The organism is Ralstonia sp. RL (genome assembly GCF_001683835.1).
GTDB lineage: Bacteria > Pseudomonadota > Gammaproteobacteria > Burkholderiales > Burkholderiaceae > Ralstonia > Ralstonia mannitolilytica.
Map to the genome: position 1 here is coordinate 1 of NZ_LWRX01000049.1, position 1,842 is coordinate 1,842.

A 1,842-nucleotide genomic window follows, 5' to 3' on the forward strand; every position below is an offset into this window, starting at 1 on the left:
GTAGGTGCCGATGGCGAAGATGTCCCACACCAGCGGGCTGCGCCATTGCGGCCATAGGTTCATCACGTCCGGATACGGGATCAGCCAGTAGAAGAACCACGGCCGTCCCAGGTGCAGGATCGGGAACAGGCCGGCGATGCCGGCGGCGAACAGCGTCATCGCCTCGGCGAAGCGGTTGATCGAGGTGCGCCACTTCTGGCGCAGGAGCAGCAGGAAGGCGGAGATGAAGGTGCCGGCGTGGCCGATCCCGATCCACCAGACGAAATTGCCGATCGCAAAACCCCATGCCACCGGGATGTTGACGCCCCAGATGCCGACGCCGGCCGCGAACAGGTACGCGATCGCGCCGAAGAAGACCAGCGTGCCGAGGAAGGTGGCGAGGAAGGCGCTCAGCCACGGCCAGCGCAGCGGGCGCTGCAGCACCAGGTTGGCGATCTTGTCCGACACGCTCGCATAGCCCCAGCCGGCGCGCAGCACGCCGATGTCCTGCGAGACCGGAGGCTGGGGAGGCTGTCGTGTCGTTTCGTTCATGATCCTAGCTCCACATCCGGATTCACCACCAGCGCCGCATACGAGGTGCGCGGCCGCGTGTTCAGTTCCGCCAGCAATCCGTAATCCAGCGGCGACGCCTTCGCCTTGTTCACGCGGCTGCCGGGATCGTTGAGGTCGCCGAACACGATCGCCTCGGTCGGGCAGGCCGCCTGGCAGGCGGTCACCACTTCGCCGTCCTTGAGGCGCCGCCCGAGCTTTTCCGCCTCGATCCGGCCGCGCGTGATGCGCTGCACGCAGTAGGTGCACTTCTCCATCACCCCGCGCCGGCGCACCGTGACTTCCGGGTTGTACGCCGGTGGCGTGCGGTCGATCGGGGTGGCGGTGTACTGCAGGAAGTTGAAGCGGCGCACCTTGTACGGGCAGTTGTTGGCGCAGAAGCGGGTCCCCACGCAGCGGTTGTAGACCTGCAGGTTCAGGCCCTCGCTGTCGTGCACCGCCGCCTCCACCGGGCACACCAGCTCGCAGGGCGCGGCCTCGCAATGCATGCACGGCACCGGCTGGAAGACGCTGCGCGCATGCGCGTCCGGACCGGCGTCGTAGCGGTCGACCCGGATCCAGTGCATCTCGCGCCCGCGCGCGACCTCTTCCCGGCCGACCGGCGGGATGTTGTTTTCCGCCTGACAGGCGATGGTGCAGGCGCGGCAGCCGATGCAGGCATTCAGGTCGATCGCCATGCCCCACTTGTAATCCTTGTACTCCCACCCCGGATAGAGCGATTGGCCGGGCGTGCGCAGGCGCGGCTCGTCGTTGGCGAAATGCGGACGGCGCCGGAACTCGTCGCGCGTCGCCATGCGCACGATGTCGCGCCCTTCCATCCGCTGGTGGTTCTGGGTGGTGGCGAAGGCGAGATGGCGTCCCGTCTTTTCCGCCCGCAGCGCGTGCGGCCCGCGCAGCGTGCGCAGGCGGTAGGCATCGAAGCCGACGCCGTCGCCCACGCGGCCGGCGGCGCGCCGGCCGTAGCCGAGGTGCAGCGTCACGGCGCCGTCGGCATGCCCGCGCCATACCCACACCGGCGCCTCCACCCATGCTTGCGGACGATCCGCCAGCGACAGGCGCAGCACGTCGCCGGTGCGCACGCCGAGCGACCGTGCCGTGTTCGCGCCGATCAGCGCCGCGTTGTCCCAGGTGAGCGTGCTGAGCGGGCGCGGCAGCTCCTGCAGCCAGGCATTGTTCGCATGCTCGCCGGCGCCCACCGAGGGATCGGCCGCGAACAGCGCGCGCAAGGCCGGCCCCTCGAAGTCGGGCGGCGCGATCGTCCGCGCCGGCCGCAGCGGCAGCGGCTCGCTCGCG

At 69.7% G+C, this 1,842-nt stretch carries 1 protein-coding gene and 1 pseudogene; both read right to left on the bottom strand.

Annotated elements, in window-relative coordinates; genetic code table 11:
* Positions 1 to 531 (bottom strand): annotated as a pseudogene (locus tag A6M56_RS05170) (NrfD/PsrC family molybdoenzyme membrane anchor subunit); the annotation flags it as partial.
* A partial coding sequence (locus tag A6M56_RS05175; RefSeq protein ID WP_286757851.1) for a 4Fe-4S dicluster domain-containing protein occupies positions 528 to 1,842 on the bottom strand: 1,315 nt, incomplete at its 5' end. The pseudogene A6M56_RS05170 and the gene A6M56_RS05175, both read right to left, overlap by 4 nt.